Source organism: Bacillus sp. EKM202B (genome assembly GCF_011066025.1).
In the GTDB taxonomy this organism is placed as follows: Bacteria; Bacillota; Bacilli; order Bacillales; family Bacillaceae_G; genus Bacillus_A; species Bacillus_A toyonensis.
This window is the reverse complement of the sequence record NZ_JAAMNK010000055.1, coordinates 1-17,224: the sequence shown is the minus strand read 5'-3', so window position 1 is coordinate 17,224 and position 17,224 is coordinate 1. Positions and strand designations below refer to the sequence as shown.

Annotated in this window: 17 protein-coding genes and 1 pseudogene; 3 read left to right on the top strand and 15 right to left on the bottom strand. The window is 34.5% G+C overall.

The genetic code is table 11. The annotated features are described in order from the left end of the window. Positions 1-169 precede the first annotated feature (169 nt). From G9F74_RS28540 to G9F74_RS28485, 12 genes and pseudogenes are all read right to left on the bottom strand, one after another. Complete coding sequence (locus tag G9F74_RS28540; RefSeq protein WP_016107127.1) at positions 170-3,130, bottom strand: Tn3 family transposase; 2,961 nt, start codon at positions 3,128-3,130, stop codon at positions 170-172. A gap of 143 nt (positions 3,131-3,273) precedes the next feature. Beyond that, positions 3,274-3,699 carry a protein-tyrosine phosphatase family protein gene (locus G9F74_RS28535; RefSeq protein WP_016107126.1) on the bottom strand — a complete coding sequence of 142 codons (426 nt, stop codon included), beginning with the start codon at positions 3,697-3,699 and terminating at the stop codon, positions 3,274-3,276. Positions 3,700-3,725: 26 nt separating this feature from the next. Beyond that, positions 3,726-4,007, bottom strand: coding sequence for a HesB/IscA family protein (locus G9F74_RS28530; protein WP_016107125.1), 282 nt, complete (start codon positions 4,005-4,007; stop codon positions 3,726-3,728). A gap of 38 nt (positions 4,008-4,045) precedes the next feature. Beyond that, a complete protein-coding gene (arsA, locus tag G9F74_RS28525; RefSeq protein ID WP_016107124.1) occupies positions 4,046-5,806 on the bottom strand; it encodes an arsenical pump-driving ATPase in 1,761 nt (586 codons plus the stop codon). Positions 5,807-5,824: 18 nt separating this feature from the next. Further along, positions 5,825-6,184, bottom strand: a complete 360-nt coding sequence (gene arsD / locus G9F74_RS28520; RefSeq protein WP_000717836.1) for an arsenite efflux transporter metallochaperone ArsD — start codon at positions 6,182-6,184, stop codon at positions 5,825-5,827. Positions 6,185-6,249: 65 nt separating this feature from the next. Beyond that, positions 6,250-6,654, bottom strand: a complete 405-nt coding sequence (gene arsC, locus G9F74_RS28515) for an arsenate reductase (thioredoxin) (RefSeq protein WP_016107123.1) — start codon at positions 6,652-6,654, stop codon at positions 6,250-6,252. Between the two features lie 26 nt (positions 6,655-6,680). Then, positions 6,681-7,736, bottom strand: a complete 1,056-nt coding sequence (arsB, locus tag G9F74_RS28510; protein WP_016107122.1) for an ACR3 family arsenite efflux transporter — start codon at positions 7,734-7,736, stop codon at positions 6,681-6,683. A 28-nt stretch (positions 7,737-7,764) separates the two neighbouring features. After that, complete coding sequence (locus G9F74_RS28505) at positions 7,765-8,112, bottom strand: ArsR/SmtB family transcription factor (protein ID WP_016107121.1); 348 nt, start codon at positions 8,110-8,112, stop codon at positions 7,765-7,767. 615 nt (positions 8,113-8,727) lie between these two features. Continuing rightward, complete coding sequence (locus tag G9F74_RS28500; protein WP_165406385.1) at positions 8,728-9,222, bottom strand: arsinothricin resistance N-acetyltransferase ArsN1 family A; 495 nt, start codon at positions 9,220-9,222, stop codon at positions 8,728-8,730. A gap of 22 nt (positions 9,223-9,244) precedes the next feature. Next, positions 9,245-10,304, bottom strand: a pseudogene (locus tag G9F74_RS28495) (flavin-containing monooxygenase). 26 nt (positions 10,305-10,330) lie between these two features. Next, the gene (locus G9F74_RS28490) at positions 10,331-10,534 is read right to left on the bottom strand and encodes a hypothetical protein (protein ID WP_016107117.1); all 204 of its coding nucleotides are present in this window, start codon (positions 10,532-10,534) and stop codon (positions 10,331-10,333) included. Positions 10,535-10,613: 79 nt separating this feature from the next. Continuing rightward, the gene (locus tag G9F74_RS28485) at positions 10,614-11,753 is read right to left on the bottom strand and encodes an NAD(P)-binding domain-containing protein (protein WP_016107116.1); all 1,140 of its coding nucleotides are present in this window, start codon (positions 11,751-11,753) and stop codon (positions 10,614-10,616) included. Positions 11,754-12,051: 298 nt separating this feature from the next. Here G9F74_RS28485 and G9F74_RS28480 point away from each other — a divergent pair, with 298 nt between their 5' ends. Then, the gene (locus G9F74_RS28480) at positions 12,052-13,407 is read left to right on the top strand and encodes a TrkH family potassium uptake protein (RefSeq protein ID WP_185157063.1); all 1,356 of its coding nucleotides are present in this window, start codon (positions 12,052-12,054) and stop codon (positions 13,405-13,407) included. Positions 13,408-13,905: 498 nt separating this feature from the next. Then, positions 13,906-14,226 carry a hypothetical protein gene (locus tag G9F74_RS28475; protein ID WP_165406384.1) on the top strand — a complete coding sequence of 107 codons (321 nt, stop codon included), beginning with the start codon at positions 13,906-13,908 and terminating at the stop codon, positions 14,224-14,226. A gap of 361 nt (positions 14,227-14,587) precedes the next feature. Here G9F74_RS28475 and G9F74_RS28465 read toward each other — a convergent pair whose 3' ends face one another. The 3 genes from G9F74_RS28465 to G9F74_RS28455 all read right to left on the bottom strand — a co-directional run bounded on the left by G9F74_RS28465 (position 14,588) and on the right by G9F74_RS28455 (position 15,511). Beyond that, on the bottom strand, positions 14,588-14,800 hold the full coding sequence (locus G9F74_RS28465; protein ID WP_165406383.1) for a hypothetical protein: 213 nt from the start codon (positions 14,798-14,800) through the stop codon (positions 14,588-14,590). An 80-nt stretch (positions 14,801-14,880) separates the two neighbouring features. Beyond that, entirely contained in the window at positions 14,881-15,081 is a 201-nt protein-coding gene (locus G9F74_RS28460) for a helix-turn-helix transcriptional regulator (protein WP_144499577.1), read from the bottom strand. 13 nt (positions 15,082-15,094) lie between these two features. Then, positions 15,095-15,511, bottom strand: coding sequence for a DUF2178 domain-containing protein (locus G9F74_RS28455; RefSeq protein ID WP_165406382.1), 417 nt, complete (start codon positions 15,509-15,511; stop codon positions 15,095-15,097). A gap of 255 nt (positions 15,512-15,766) precedes the next feature. Between G9F74_RS28455 and G9F74_RS28450 the strand changes: the two genes are divergently transcribed. Then, positions 15,767-17,155: an IS4 family transposase gene (locus tag G9F74_RS28450; RefSeq protein ID WP_165406381.1), complete on the top strand. Its 1,389-nt coding sequence runs from the start codon at positions 15,767-15,769 to the stop codon at positions 17,153-17,155. Positions 17,156-17,224: the final 69 nt, after the last annotated feature.

Genomic DNA, 17,224 nt, shown 5'->3' with positions numbered 1-17,224 from the left:
TATGATTCTACAGAAAGCATAGCGTATTTTTTCATTTTAGGGGGTATTTTGTTTTGTTAGCTTGATAGTGATGGGGTACTGCCCACATTTTAACGAAAATATACGCTAAGCAAATTTCGACATAAAATGAGCCGAATTTCCTACTCTAAGAAAAATTCGGCTCTTATATTTAGGATTGTTGTAAAAGACGGAGAGTTTCTAATGTTGTTGTATTCCTCGAGTTAAATCGATATTCTCCTAAAAAATTAATGTGTTCCCATCCTAAAGGCGAAACATGTTTTAATAAATTTTCATCTATCCCCTCTGTATTTCTTAACAGTTCTACAGCCTGGCTAAGATATACAGTATTCCAGATGATGATGGCATTAATAAGAATGCTTAAAGCACTCGCTCGTTGTAATTGATCTTGAAGAGCACGTTCACGGAACTCTCCATGTTTTCCAAAAAAGATTGCTCTTGCTAATGAATTCATCGCCTCCCCTTTGTTTAAACCTCTTTGAACTTTTCTTCGTAAATTTTTGTTCGAAAGGTAATCTAGGATAAAAATAGTTTTTTCGATTCTTCCCATCTCTCTCAATGCCTTAGCTACTTTATTCTGTCGGGTATAGGAACCTAATTTCCCCATAATGAGTGAACCTGATATTTTTCCCTCTCGAATGGAATGAGCAATACGTAAAACATCATCGTAATTTTCATAAATTAATTTCATATTTACTTGCCCTCGGATAAGTCCTTCTATATTCAAAAAATCTTTAGGAGAACCAATTGTATATAATTTAGAACTTGATATATCTCTTAATCGTGGTGCAAAACGAAATCCTAACAGGTGTGTTAAACCAAATACTTGATCCGTATAACCCGCTGTATCTGTGTAATGCCCTTCAATCATTAAATCTGACTCGTGATGAAGTAATCCATCAATTACGTGTACAGCATCCCTTGCGTTTGTATTAATCACTTTTGTATAAAAAGAAGAAAATTGATCGCTTACAAATCGATATATAGTTGCTCCTTTTCCAGTTCCATAGTGTGGGTTAGAACTGGCGTGTAATGATGAAACACCAATTTGTACGCGCATCCCGTCTGATGATGAAGTGGTACCGTCCCCCCAATAAGAAGCTAGAGGAAGTTTTTGTTGAAAATTAACCAACATCGCTTGTGCTCGATTTAATGCATCATCATACACCCTCCATTGACTTGCATTAGCTAATTGATGATAGGAGATACCAGGTGCAGCTTCTGCCATTTTTGTAAGTCCAATATTCGTTCCCATAGCCATAAGTGAAGCAAGAGAAATGACAATTTCTTCACCTTTAGGTGGTTTGTTTGTTGATGCATGAATAAATTGCTGTTCAAACCCTGTCCAATGAGCTACCTCTAATAGTAAGTCTGTGAGCTTAATTCGAGGTAGCATATGATAAAGTTTGCTACTTAATTGCTTTGCTGTTAGTGGGGTATCCTTATCTAAACGCTGAAGATGCAGGGTTCCACTGCTAATATCTACTCCATCTAAGGAATGAACATTTTTAGAAAATGTTGCAATTCGTTCTAATAGAGTTTTTGTTCGCTCCGCTACATACTCATCAGCATGCGTAGAAACAGCTAGGCGAACCCCGTTTTCTTTGCTGTAGTTCCACTCGTTGATAGGTATTAAATATTCATCAAAATCTTTATGTTGTCGACTTCCTACAATAGAAATATCCCCAGAACGTACATAATTCCGTAGTTCCGTAAATGCGGCTAATTCATAAAAATGCCGATTAATATTTCCATCTTCAACATGTATATATTTCTTCCATCTATTTGTCACAAAGTTCAATGGTGCGCCATTGGGTAATTTTCGTTTTCCCGATTCGTTTAATTCACGTATTGTTTTTAAAGCTTCTAATACGTATCTGGCATAATTAGTAGATTGAAATTCTAGTGATCTAAGTAATGTGGGAGTATATTTACGTAAGTAATTATATCGACTCTCTAACAAATCAAGATAATCATAGTTCATTGGCCGTGATAGTTGCTTTGCTTCCTCTACAGATGCTACAAATTTATCCCAAGGCATAATGGCTTCTAATATTATAAAAGGATCTACATTTTCTTCTTTTGCTTTTATTAAAGCCATCTCTAAATCTGCATAATGAAGGATTTTTTCATTTAGTGATTTGCCATTTCTTTTGTGTAATTCTTCTTGTTGTTTTCTACCTTTTAGTTGAAGGTTCATCATTTGTTTATCATGAATTTCAAAAGCCTGATCAATTAAATCTTGTGTTAAATCAAGTAAATAAGCTACCAATATGGCATACTTTTTTATATCTTTAAACCTTCGAAATGAATAAGCTTCATAGCGTGCTCCAATCCGAGACAATTGTCGTAAACGATTAGGATGTATACCTTTTGTATCAATATTTAACTGTAAGCCTTTTATATACTCTAAACGCTCAATTACCTTTAAAAAGGATTCTGGTGAAAATTGGCCAGGTATTTCTTTTAACCAAGCTAAATATGTTTTTGAAGAATTAGGCATAAAGTGAAGTAGACTGCTTATTTTTTCTTTTTGTAAAAGAGATAAAGAAGATGTAAGCGTTTTAAATATAGTTTCTTCAGCTCTTTTACGTGTTTCCCATATTGCTCTTTCTATTACTGCCATTGAGGGAAGTATAACTTGCCAAGTACGTAATTCCTGCAATGCTGTCTCAATGAGATATTTAGTATTTCCATTATTTAATGCATGAGATTGAAGAAATTTAGATAATCTTCGATAATCAGTAATTGTAAAGTTACGATAACCATATTCCTTGCGAATTTCTTCTACATGTTCATACCTTGTAGCCTCTCGCTGAGCATATAGCCCCCAGTCTTCTATACTTACACCAATTTGTTTCGCTACAAATTCTAATACTTCACTAGGAATGTGCTCGATATCTGATAAAGTCCAGCCTAAATATCGTAAAATACTTAATTGCATAGCAAAACCCAATCGATTATAATCCCTCCGATGGCGATTAATGATTTGTTTATCATGCTGACTGAAGGTAAAGCATGTACTTAATGTCCATTCACTAATATCAGAGGGGATTTGCATATAACGCTTTCGTTCTTCTGCTGTAAGAAGTTCTCGTACCCTCACATACATAAGAATTCCTCCCCATTTTAATGATTATAAAGCTACGATATACGATTTTAATTTCACAGAATTTCCATTTGATTGTCCCTTATTTTCAAATCCATAAAATAATAAAGTCTCAAAAACATTAATGTTTTTGAGACTTAGATGAATTATACATATAAACGTTTCAATACTTGTTTCATTTCTGGTTTAATAGTAATACTTGAACGGATTTCTTTTGCTTTTTGTTCCGCTTCTTCTACGTTAGATGCATGCCCTAATTCAACTAATAATCCAGTCGCAACTGTACCTGTACGATTACGTCCACCAGAACAATGGAAAAATACTTTTTTATCTTGTTCAACAGCTTCTTTGACCGCTGCAATTGCATTTCTTACTGATTCATCTTGCCCTTCTACACCTTCTACGATTGGATAAGCATGACGTTTAGTTCCAGCCGGAAATCCTTCTGGTTCTTCTCCTCCAGCACGTAAATCAAACACCTCAGTAATCCCTTGCTTGTTTACTGCGTCTTGTATAGCGTCTACTCCACCAATATATACTTTTCCTTTTACTAGTTCGTGATAGTTAGTCATGTTTGTTAGTCTCCTTCAATTATTAATTAGCAGCAATTCGATCCGCCACTGATAACAAGTCCTGCACCTTGTTGATCTTCTACATAGTCTAGTGTCAATGTATTTACAATTTCAACGACCTTTAGATCTATGGCAACTTCAATACCATTTACTGTTTCTGTTACATCATTTTCTTGCGCCTCTCCTAAATTAATACCGTAGCTTGGTCCACAGCATCCAGCACCCTCAAATGTAAAACGTAGTGTTGAAACACCGTTTACTTTCATAGCAGCTTCAATAAACTCTTTTGCTTTATCTGTAATATTCATTTTTATTTCTCCCCTTCACAGTAACTAATTAAAATGTTTTATTTTACTAACTCTTTAAGCTTCTCATACCCTACAATATCTTCCGATTGCCAAGGGATGATAACACAATTATTTTGTGATTCCTTTTGCACTTCTTGAATCCATTGTACTTCAGACTGCGCTCTTCCTCTTAACACGGAATCACTTGTATGTGTTGCATAAAAACTTTGATTGATAACCCACCATTTCGGGTTAATATCCGCACGTTTTAAGTCTCCTTGTAGACGGCTTGCTTCATGAACTGGTGTCGCTTCTGCAAGCGTTACAATTACAACACTTGTTTCTTCCGGATTACGCAAACGTGGTAATAAGTTCTTCACAGACTGTGGTACTTCACCGGAAGAACGTGCAATTTCCTTATGATACGTTTGTGCCGCATCCAACAACAATAACGTATGACCCGTTGGCGCTGTATCAATAACTACAATTTCATCATTTGCTCTTTCAACAATATCCGCTAAAGCTCGGAAAACTGCGATTTCTTCTGTACAAGGAGAACGTAAATCTTCTTCTAAATACGCTAAACCTTCTTCGTCAACCGTATCTTTTGCTTGCTCTATAACTTCCTTACGATAGTTTTCAACTTCTACTTTTGGATCAATTCGACTTATAGTAATATTCCCTTGTTCCCCATGCATAACATAATCAATATGTGCTGCGGGATCAGTTGTAGTTAAGTGTACATGGTATCCTTTTTCAGCCAGACCAACTGCAATTGCAGAAGCTACCGTAGTCTTTCCGACACCACCTTTTCCCATTGTAAAAATCACTCGTTTTCCTGATTCTGAAAGATTAGTAATCAATATCTGGAGTGAAGGTATAGAGACCGTATTTGCTTTTTCATTCGAAATCGAGAGATTTTCCATTGGTTGAACCAGTTTTCTCATATTCTCTATCCCTGTAACATTAAACGGTACTAATGGAATTTCATAAGTAGGAAGATTCTTTAATTCTTCTGCCCTGTTTTCTAACGCACGTGATTGTCTCTTAAACAATGCCTTTGAGACATCATCATTTTGCACATAGTCTTTCAAGATCCCATTTACAAGTAGAAATTGATTACTAACACCAATTTCTTTTAATTCATGAGCTGCTCGTTCCGCTTCTTGCAATGGAGAACTATCTGGTCGTGTGACAAGCAATAACATTGTTTGGTTCGGATTAGATAGTGCCTGAACCGTTTGACTATATAACTCTTTTTTATCACCAAGTCCTGCTAATGGTCCTAAACAAGAAGCCCCATGAGTACTTTCTTCCAGGAAGCCACTCCAAGCCGTAGGAAGTTGAAGAAGACGTAACGTATGACCTGTTGGTGCTGTATCAAATATAATGTGATTGAATTTTGATGTTAGTTCTTTATTTGTAAGTAACGTAGAGAATTCATCAAATGCAGCCATTTCTACTGTGCACGCACCAGATAATTGCTCTTCCATCGTTGCAATAACAGCATCTGGGAGCTTTCCACGGTATGGACCAACAACACCTTCTTTATATTCATGTGCTGCTGTTTCAGGATCTAAGTTTGCTACTTGTAGATTTGGAACACTTGGAATTTCTTTCGGTTTATTCGTAAGTTCTATTTCGAACACATCTTGTAAATTAGAAGCTGGGTCAGTACTTATTAATAAAACTTGTTTCCCCATATCAGCTAACGTAATAGCTGTTGCACATGCAGTAGATGTTTTTCCTACTCCGCCTTTACCAGTAAAGAACAAAAATGGTGTGAATGCTATTGTGTTTGGGTTATATAAGTTTGTCATTGCCTTTCACTTCTTTCTCTATTTTTTCACGTTTAACTTTAAACGTACGACTGGCTTTTGACTCAACTCTTCTACTGTTATATCTGTTAATTGTGTAAGTTCTTCATTTGTCAGGTGACTTTTTTCTTTTACTACTTTTCCATCTACCAAAGTTACAGGCAACACGTCTGGTCCTTTATCTGTTAATAGTTGACTGATAACAACATTATTGGCAAATGCATCTGGTTCACTTGCCAAATTATAACGAGTCACATCAATTCCTTTATTCTTCAAGTTGTTAACAGCAACTGAAATACGAATTAACTCTGGATCAACACTTGGACCGCAAACTCCAGTAGAACAACACATTGCAGGATCAAAAATTTCAATTTTTTTCATCTCTGATTTCTCCCCTTCTTTATAAAATAAGCCGAGAAAAAATTCTCGGCTTATTTTGTTTTCAATTATTCTCCTGTTTCAGCAAACTTTTTAATACGTTCACCAATCTCATCACGAACTTTTTGGAATACAGCCCACTCTTGACCAGCTGGATCATCAAATCCCCAGTGAACTCGTTTTACATGTGGTGGTGTTGTCGGACATACATCATTTGCGTGACCACAAAGTGTTACAACTAAATCTGCTTTGTCTAAAATGTCACGGTCAATGATATCAGATGTTTGGTCCGTAATATCAATGTCTACTTCTTTCATTGCTTTAATTGCATTCGGATTTACTCCGTGTGCCTCAATACCAGCAGAAAGTACATTCCATTTGTCACCTAAATATTTTTTACCCCAAGCTTCTGCCATTTGGCTACGACATGAGTTTCCTGTGCATAAAAAGTAAATTGTTTTCTTGTTTTCCATGATAATTCCACCTTTATTATGAATATTTATTTGGGTTGTGTTTGAAAGTATTTACGCTGGAACCAAAGTGCTACATTTACAAGTGCTATCATAACTGGAACCTCGACTAAAGGTCCGATAACTGCTGCAAACGCTGCACCTGACTGAATTCCAAATACACCTACAGCTACTGCAATCGCTAATTCAAAGTTATTACTACCAGCTGTAAACGCTAATGTTGTTGATACTCCGTAACTTGCACCGATTTTTTTGCCCATAAAGAAAGAGACAAAGAACATAATTACAAAATAAATGAGTAATGGAATTGCAATACGTACAACATCAAATGGTACGCTAACAATCACTTCTCCTTTTAGAGAGAACATCACAATGATTGTAAATAGTAATGCGATTAAAGTAATTGGACTAATCTTTGGAATGAATACTTTTTCATACCATTCTCGTCCTTTCGTTTTTACAAAAATCAAGCGTGTTAGCATTCCTGCGATGAATGGAATTCCTAAATATATAAACACTGATTTTGCAACCTCTGCCATTGTTATATCTACAACAGCACCTTCAATTCCTAACCATTCTGGAATAACTGTTACAAACACATAAGCATATACTGAGAAAAATAACATTTGGAATACAGAGTTAAATGCTACTAATCCTGCCGCATATTCTGTATCACCTTTCGCTAAGTCATTCCATACGATAACCATCGCAATACAACGAGCTAAACCTATCATGATTAGGCCCACCATATATTCTGGCTTATCTGGTAAGAATATAACAGCCAAAGCAAACATTAAAACAGGACCAATAATCCAGTTTTGTACCAGTGATAATACTAATACTTTTACATCTTTAAAAACGCGTCCCATTTCTTCATAGCGTACTTTAGCGAGTGGTGGGTACATCATTAAAATTAAGCCAATCGCAAGTGGAATAGACGTTGTGCCTACCTGTAAACTATTCATTCCATCAACGAATCCAGGTGATAGATATCCAACTCCAATCCCTACTGCCATTGCGAGAAAAATCCAAAGGGTTAGATACCGATCTAGGAAAGATAGACGTTTTTTCCCCGTGTTGTTCATTCTTCTCACTTCCCTTTCTAACTATTTATTAACAACCACACCGGAGTGTAGGATTGCTCTTCACAATTTGTTTAATTTTCTCTGTTTGGTCTGGTATATGTGCTAAAATATCTTCTAAAAGCGTGTATAAATCACTTGCTTGATTTAAAGAATAATAAATCCACTGACCTCTACGCTCTTCTTGCACTAAACCTAAATCCTTCAACTTTCGAAGATGCTGACTGATAGAAGGTTGACTCATATCAAATACTTCAAGAAGTTCACATACACAGCATTCACGTTGTTTAAGGATTGATACAATTGTTAATCTTGTTTTATCTCCTAATAATTTCAGTAATTGGGATGCTCTTGTTACTTCTACAACTGTTTTTTCCATATCTACACCTACCTAGTTATAATTACATAAGCATATGCTTATGTGTTGTGTAAAAATAAAACGTATTATTCCTTCAAATTAACTTATTCTCACTTTCAAAATAAGTATATAACTATTTGCTTATATGTTCAACTGAAAACTCTCACCTTTACAGAACCTTTACATTCGATTTCCTTTTTTAAAATTTGTGCTCTTTTTCTTATCCCAAAAGATATAAATGATAAATCCTATAGGTCCTGTTAAAAAGATAAATATCAACCATATCAGAAAATGTTGCTTACTAATTTTATTTTTTCGATATTCGAGCGTAACATATGAACACATGTAAATTATCAAAAGATATATACCTACAATTAGCAATTGATCTAACAATCCTATCCCCCCATTTTTTAATAGATAATTCTTAGGTATTTTTTAAAATCATATCATAAGTAAATAATTATATGTCTATATAAAGGGTGATAAAGTTTATAAATCCCCTACTAATTCTAATATGGATTTAAGAACTATACTTAAGGATTCGATGTATATGTAAATAATTGCGTTATAAAGGTATTCACATACTCATCTAATGTGTAAATACCTTTACCATTTAAATTTCAGTTACAGTTTTATTTATTCTGCAGATAACAATTTTTCCATGATCATCACATCTACATGCTCGCCGTCCATTATTCCCTGCTTTTTAAACACTCCTACTTCACGATAACCCATTTTACGATATAAGCCTTGACCTAGATTATTAAAAGAAAAAGTAAACAAAACAAATTTATAGAATTCATTTTGCTGTCCGGTCTTTTCTAAAGCAAAAAGTAATTTCTGTCCCAAACCTTTACCACGATATTCTCTCTTTATATATATAGATAGTTCACCTACCCCTCGATAAGCATATCGATGACTATATGGATTGATGGAAGCCCAACCGACAATATGTGAATTCTCTTCCATAACAATTACCGAATATCTATTTTCTCTTTTAAACAGCCATTCCATCACATATTTATCTGTTTTTATTTCTGTCTCTAAAGTTGCAATACGATCCTCAATACCCTCATTATAAATATTCATAATTTCTTGTACATCTTGTTCGGTTGCTTTTCTAATCCCCATATTTCTCTCTCCCTTATTCACCTCATATTTTTAAGTAGTTTATTAGCTTTCTCACAACAAATTTAGCATCCTCCCCAACTCCCCTTAATGTTGCAGAAGAAAACGAACCTTGACCTTCCAAACCAACATAATATACCCCTTGGACTTCTGTACCTACACCAGCTATTTGCATAGGTCTTCCTTCTGAGTCCAGTGCTCCAATAGAATTGAAATAAGAGAGATTAGGATGATAGCCCGTTGCAAAAATGACCGTATCGATTGGCTCCTTCTTCCCATCAGGCCAAACTACACCATCAGTGTAAAAAGATGTAAACATAGGTCTTTGATCTGGATTCCCCCTAGCTAATCGTTCCTTGTAATCACCTAAATCGATGACTCCACCTGAACTCGGTGCTGTTTTTCCAAATCGCCAAAACGGAAAGGTATCTATGCCTAATACCTTAAGCCAAAAATGTAAGTCCTTCCCCCACACTTTTTGTTTCATAAGTTGAACAGGCTTTCGTACAGCTAAAGATACTTTACTTACATCGGCTAGTTCGAGCGCAATTTGGACAGCTGAATTTCTCCGCCCCACCACCACTACTCTTTAATTAATATAATGATTCGGACTCCGATACATAGCGGAATGTATAATATTCCCCTTGAATTTCTCTTGATCCTTTATTATCGGATTAGACGGACTGTGAAAAGAACCAGTTGCATTTATAATAAGTTCTAGTCTGAAATATCTCTCCAGACCCTGTTAGAACTTTAAATATTTCATCTGCTTTTTCTACAGATTCTACTCGCTGATTTAACATAACTGGTAGCTGAAAATTGTCCACATAATTTTGCAAGTAATCAATTACTTCGTTCCTCGTGGGATAATCATCAGGATGACCTGGGAATTGCATACCAGGTAACGATGAAAAACGTGCGGGAGAAAACAATTTAAGACTGTCATAATAGTAAGGCCAAGACCCAGCTGTTCTCTCACTCGCTTCTAATATTAAAAACTGTAATCCTTTTTTTTGAAGGTGATAACCAGACGCAAGACCAGCTTGCCCTCCTCCAATTACAATGGAATCTAATATTTCTTTCATCTTTATCCCACCTCTGATTTACTTATTTAATTAGATTGTTTCAATTCTTGATACGCTTCAAGGAAACTCTGATAAGTCTTCTTTCCTAAACTGTTTTTTTCGAGTCTGAACATACTTTGAAAAACATAATCCTTTGCATTTTCAACATTACATTGGTGGGCATTCATTATTAACCTTATATAGGATAAAAAATAGTCTTTTTTTAAATTACCCGCATGATTAATAATCATTTTATTGTGTTCTCCTTTCAAACTTAATTCTTCTGTAAGGAGGCGTAATATAAATTACTACTCCTTACAGTCAGTCTCCTTAACAACAAGATTCTGTACCACAACATGAATCATCTACTTTATTAGGCTTTAAATTCACACTACAAACACCAGTCTCTGGCAAATCAAGTTCTACTTTTTCAGCTGCCTCATAATCACCAGTAAGGTAAGCAACTATAGATCTAACTTGTTCATAGCCTGTCGCCATAAGGAATGTAGGCGTTCTTCCATAACTTTTTGAACCTACAATATAGAAATCTTTCTCTGGGTGTCGAAGCTCTTTTTCACCATGGGGGCGAACAGTGCCACAACTATGAAGGTTAGGATCGATTAGTGGTGCTAAAGCCCCTACACTTTCAGTAGCAGTATCAATAGAAGTACGTATTTCACTTATCATAGATAAGTTAGGGCGATTTCCTGTATTTACAATCATCTCTTGGATATCTGTAATTTTTATTTCTTCCTCATCTTGATGACCTACAATGTCCATTCCATTTTTTGTACTAACTACGTATTGAATTTTATATGGTGTCATTACTTCCACGATTCCTTCATCAACCAATTGATGAATGCGGCTACCTAAGGTTCCGCGTGCTTCAAGAGCATCTTTTTCCTCTCCCCCGTATGCTTCTTCCACAAGTTGCTTTCTCATAATCCATACAATCTTAGTCCCTGGATAGGATTCCTTTAATTTTGCCAACTCCAATAAAGCATTGATTGCAGAATGACCACTTCCAACAACAACTACATGCTTATTGGCATATCGCTTTTGTTCGTTTCCTAATATATCTGGAATACCATAAAAAATGTGCTCGTTAAGGGATTGCTCTTCTTTCAACCAGATACCATTAGAATTTGCCGGATTTGGATTTCCCCACGTACCGGAAGCATCTAATATCGCTCTAGCTTCATAAACTTGAAGTACACCTTCTTTTTCTCTATAGATCATGAATGGCATTTTTTCACGATTCGTTGTTTTCATTTTATCTGTATCTTTCTTACCTATAGATAGTACTTTAGTATTCAAATGGATAAATGGTTTAATTTCTGGAAGGTTCGCAAGCGGTTGTAAGTATTGTTCTACAATTTCTCTTCCTGTTGGTAATGCGTTTATGTCTGGTGATTCCCAGCCATGTTGTTCAAGAACATGATAAAGGAAGAAGACAGCCAAGATATGCACGTGTCTGAGCTGAATCTCCAAACGTTGTAATATTTCTTTTTCGTAACTCTTTTTCTATTTTAGATGCATGTGTTAAAAATACTGGTTGTTAGGTGTTTTAGGTAGCCATTTACCATCTAAATCTAACTTTTTTGCAATCTATTTTAGCAAGTCCTATCTGTGAAAAGTCCTCTTTTTAGTTGGCAAGTGAAAAGAGGACTTTTTTAATTTATCTCACACTGTTGTTCTTTATATGATATTGTTTTTATGGGAATCTTAATCATACATATACATTTACCATTCGAGGGGAGTTATTATTTTGGTTCATAAAATTTTCAAAAGACAAAACCTATTCTTCAAACTAAATCCAGCACATATTTTAGTATTAGGTTTTTTAGGCTTAATTTTAATTGGAACCTTTTTACTCATGTTACCTATATCCACTCAAGATCGTCATCATTTATCGTTTATTGATGCCCTTTTTGAGGCGACATCGGCTGTGTGTGTAACAGGACTTGCAGTAGTTGATACAGGAAGTACATTTACTGTATTTGGACAAATTGTTTTGCTTATCCTTATCCAGCTTGGTGGTTGGGGATTTATGACGAGTGGGATTCTGATGTTTCTTATTTTAGGGAAAAAAATTGGGATAAAGAAGAGACTGTTACTTCAGGAGGCTATTAATTCCTTGTCTTTGCAAGGGATTATAAAATTAGTGCAACAAATTATTTTGATTACACTTGTCATTGAATTAGTTGGAGCAACTGTTTTAGCGATTCGATGGTCATATGAAATGCCTTGGCCAAAAGCAATATATTACGGGATATTCCATACCATTTCAGCATTTAATAACGCGGGATTTGGATTAGAACCAGATAGTTTGAGTAAATGGGTAGGAGACCCTATAGTCAATATAATAATTACGTTTCTATTTATAAGTGGTGGAATCGGTTTTATTGTGATTTTAGATGTAATTAAGAAAAGAAAAATCAGAGATTTCTCACTACATACCAAACTTGTTTTAGTAGCCACACTGTTTCTTAACATCATAAGTTCCATTATTATTTTATGTTTAGAATACAATAACCCTGCAACATTAGGAACATTGTCGCTTGATGATAAAATATGGGCATCGTATTTCCAAGGTGTTGTTCCTAGGACAGCAGGATTTAACACCATTGATATTGGGCAAATGACAATGAGTTCTCAAGTCTATACAATAGCATTAATGTTTATCGGAGCATCTTCTGGATCAACTGGTGGTGGAATTAAGGTAACAACAGCATTCCTGCTTTTATTATCCATTGCAGCAATCATAAGAAATAGAGAGGATATTCATATATTTAAAAGAAGAATTCCAAAAAATTTAGTGAATCGAGCAATCGCCATTGCTACGACAGCGGTTATGTTTATCTTTATTATATTTTTCTTATTAACAATTACTGAAAAACATGCTGAATTCTCTCAAATTTTATTTGAAACAGTTTCTGCATTTGGGACAGTTGGACTTAGCGCTGGATTAACAGGAGACCTTACTCCTGTAGGACGTATTTTGATTACAATCATGATGTTTATTGGAAGATTAGGACCATTAACGATGGCATTTGCGCTTGCTATGGCTAAAAATGAGCATAATAAGATACGTTATGCAGAAGAAAAAATCTCAATTGGTTAAATTAGAATCATTTCTGTACTTAAGCTAGGTAAAACGAAGAGGTAGTTCAAGTAGTTAATTAACTATTTGAACTACCTCTTGTTATAAATTTGTGAATGACTCCAAAAAGAAGGAATCTTGCCGTACCCCTTAAAGTCTTTCTATACTATAAAAAGACCAAAAATAACCTGGAGTATTTCTATATCAACAGACACTTACATGTTTCTACAAATACATGTTTAAAAATATGCTAACATTAAATCGGCTATACTTCATTTTAGATCCAATATCAATATAACTTCGATTAGGAGTTGATTATCTGTGGATTTTCTTAATGATTTTTTTACTTGGGCGTTTGAAAGACATCAAAATATCCTAAGTTAGTATATTCGTCCACTATTTTTATTACCTTTTTGCTATTTTTCCTATAAAAGAAATATCAAAGGGATAATAATTACTTTAATTGCATTAGCTACAAGTATGTTTTGGTTTCCAAAACCTATAACGGGGAATCCAAAAGTGGAAGCCTTTTTGGAAATGGAAATGGATTATTTATTTGGTGAGTGGAATCTTATTAAGGTTGCGTTGTCTTCATTGGTTCCAGTGACAATGTTTGCTTTAGCATATGCGTTTTGGAAACACTCTTGGAAGCATGGAATACTTGTCATTAACTTAATTGCTATATTGAAAGTTCTATGGAGTTTATATGCAGGTGATGGTTCAGGAATATCAATCGTTTTACCAGCTTTTATCGGACTGATAATTTGTAATTTATTTATTTGGATCGCTTACAAAGTTGTAAAAAAAGATAATAATAAATCAACAAATAATAAATTTTAATCATTTAAGACCATTACGAGATAAAAACTTTATAAAAAAAGCAGTAAAATAAATAACCGGTTCCTTAACGTACAGGGAATCGGTTAATTTGTGTCCAAAATGTGTCTAAACGTACAATTTTCTTTTTTTGATATGGTGACCCCATGCCCATCAACTTAAGCATTTTATAAATACCCCAAAACAAAAAAATGTACATTTGCACCTGGAGATGCCGATTTTCTCGTTTTGGGGTATTTGCTTTTCTTAATGACCATATCCCTGCATAAATTGTTTCAATCAAGAGTAATTGCTTTATCGATTATTCGCAAACTACAAAAGGAGCTAAGCTTTTAAACACAGCTCAACTCCTTAATTTCACCAATTACTTAATAATTAAAGATACAATCCCTAAAATTATACACAGTATTCCACCTAAAAATTGCCCAAGTCCAGACGCCTCTCCTAAAAGTAAGAGATTGAAAATATTTTTTCTTGTTTGCGTTTTTCCTACAAATGCATCATCTTTTTTCATTTTATATGTACCCCATAATACTAAGACTACCCCAAAAAATATAAATAATAGTTTTAACATCATAATATATTTACCTCTATTCATTTGTTGTATTTTGCTATATTGTTTGATTCTTTCTCTTCAATTGTATTTGCATACTACAATTAGCCATCTTCTTCAAATATAAAAACTTCTTCAATCGATAACTTAAAAACCACAGATATTCTATAGGCTAATAAAACAGATGGATTATATTTTTGTTTTTCTAATGAAATAATGGTTCTTGAAGATACAAATACTTTATCAGCTAACTCTTGTTGTGTTATCCCATGTTTTAAACGCAACTCTTTTATTCTATTTTTCATAGAAATCTCCTAATTAAAGAAAACTATTATAATATTTTTTAGCTAATGTATTGGTAATTAGACAGCATATCATAATGAGAAATAGCCCCATATTAATAGGAATGATAATCCATTTCGAAAGAAACATCATAAGAATACTCATACCCATAAGAATACTTATGGTAAAATGTGCAGCTTTTCCTTCTATTAAATCATCCCTTTCATCATATTCCTTTGATAGCTCTCTTTCTAACTGTTTACGATTAGTTTTATTTTTAGTTTGAGAAACTAAAGCAAAAATTAAAAGCAATACTCCCGTAAGTATCTTTAAATTTCCCAAATAAAATCCTTCAGCAAACTCAGCTTCAGTATGATCGTAAATTATTTCAAAAAGACCCATTGCAATAATTGCAAACGAACATAAATAAAGCTCTTTCAATCTATTTTTCAAACAAATCACTCCTAACACAGCCATATATGAAGTTTACTTCATGTGAAGTTAACTTCATATTACACTACCTTGAAGGGGCTGTCTAGAATTATTTTGTTTTAGATTCTCGTTTATTCTGTTGCAAAGCTCTTTAAATTAAACTACTTTATAAAGGCTCACCTTACATGCCGATCAAGTTAAGATAAATCTGTATTCCTATAACGAAAAAAACGTTATTCTTTTTGTAGAAATACATAGAAAGGATGATGTTTTTGTATGAATCTCTCGATTGAAGATGAACTACAATCATTTGCAGAGGAATTACAACGATATGTGACACCTGTATTTTTAGAAGAACTTGCAAGAGAACTTGGGTTTGTAAAGCGAAAACGTAAGTTTTCTGGCTCAGACTTAGCCACTATTTGTACCTGGATTAGTCAACGAGTTGCAAGTGATCCCTTAGTACGATTATGTAGTAGGCTTCATGCTGCGACAGGCACTTTACTCAGCCCTGAGGGCTTAAATAAACGCTTAAACACAAAGGCAGTTTTATTTTTACAACACATTTTTTCTTTACTGTTACAACAAAAAGTCTGTGAACAAACACAAATTTCTAACCATCTCTTCTCTTATTTTGGGCGAATCCGTATCCTAGATGCCACCATATTTCAAGTGCCAAATGCTTTAGAGAAAGTATATCCTGGCTCTGGAGGCTGTGCCCAAACAGCCGGAATTAAAATTCAATTAGAATACGATCTGCACAGTGGGGGATTTCTTAACTTTCAAGTTGGACCAGGGAAAAATAATGACAAAACATTTGGTACAGAGTGCTTAGATACCTTACGACCAGGAGATTTATGTATTCGTGATCTGGGTTGTTTTTCATTGGAAGACTTAGATCAAATGGATCAACGAGGTACATACTATATTTCTCGTTTAAAATTAAATACGAATGTATATGTGAAAAATCCAGATCCAGAATACTTTAAAAATGGTGCTATTAAGAAACAATCGGAATACATACAAATCGATGTGAAACAGCTTCTAAACCAACTACAGCCCGGAGAAACATTTGAATTAAAACATGCCTATATTGGTGATAAACAACAGCTGTTTGCGCGTGTTATTTTTAATCGATTAACAGAAAAACAACTTCAAAAACGACGAGCGACGATCGCGGAAAAAGAAAAATCCAAAAATAGAACGTACTCAGAGAAAAGTAAAGTTGTAGCGGGATTAAACGTGTACGTGACGAATACACCTTGGGAATGGGTTCCGATGGAACAGGTACATGAGTTATATACTTTGCGTTGGCAAATAGAGATTGTCTTTAAAACGTGGAAATCACTCTTCAAAATAGATCATTATCGTAATGTAAAACAAGAACGATTAGAGTGCCAACTATATGGAAAGCTAATCGCTATTTTCCTGTGCTCCTCTACTATGTTTAAAATGCGTCAACTTCTTTTACAAAAGAAAAAAAGAGAATTAAGCGAATATAAGGCAATAGGAATGATCCAAGATTATTTATATCTTCTGTATCAAGCTATACAGAAAAACACCCAAGAAGTAACAAAGGTTCTAATCCGCCTATTCCACCTGCTACAGAAAAACGGACGGAAATCTCATCGATATGAGAAGAAGACTGTCTTTGATGTGCAGTGATCCCTGTCAAGTAGACAGGACTTAAAAAACACAATTAAACAACCTGCGTTCGATATTGATATGGACTCA